Source organism: Blastococcus sp. TF02A-30 (assembly GCF_003319185.1).
Lineage (GTDB): Bacteria > Actinomycetota > Actinomycetes > Mycobacteriales > Geodermatophilaceae > Blastococcus.
On the sequence record NZ_QOHJ01000029.1, the window covers coordinates 1 to 502 of the forward strand.

The following is a 502-nucleotide window of genomic DNA, read 5'->3' on the forward strand; positions in this document are numbered from 1 at the left end:
AGATGTGTATAAGAGACAGGTCCCCTACCGCCTCACGCGCCTCGGCGTCGTCATGACGCCCGAACCGGGCGACCCGCTCGAAGCGGAAGGCGTGCTGAACCCCGCATCCGGTCGCGGACCCGACGGCCGGCTCTACCTCCTGCCGCGCCTGGTCGCCGAGGGCAACGTCTCCCGCGTGGGCCTGGCCCGCGTCGTGATCGAGGACGGCGTGCCGGTCGGCGTCGAACGGGAAGGGGTCGTGCTCGCGCCGGACCGCGGCTGGGAGCGCGGCGTCGGCAACGCCGGCGTGGAAGACCCGCGCACGACGTGGATCCAGACGCTGGGTCTCCACGTCATGACATACGTGGCCTACGGTCCGCTCGGGCCGCGCACGGCGATCGCCGTGTCGGAGGATCTGCGTTCCTGGCGGCGACTCGGACCGGCGCTGTTCCGGTATCAGGAAGACCTCGACATGGATCTGAACCTGTTCCACAACAAGGACACCTGTCTCTTATACACATCT

1 protein-coding gene is annotated in these 502 nt (G+C 68.3%); it reads left to right on the plus strand.

All coding sequences use genetic code 11. The features are described 5' to 3' along the window. On the plus strand, window positions 1–502 hold a 502-nt coding region (locus DQ241_RS20300; RefSeq protein WP_199584800.1), incomplete at both ends, for a hypothetical protein.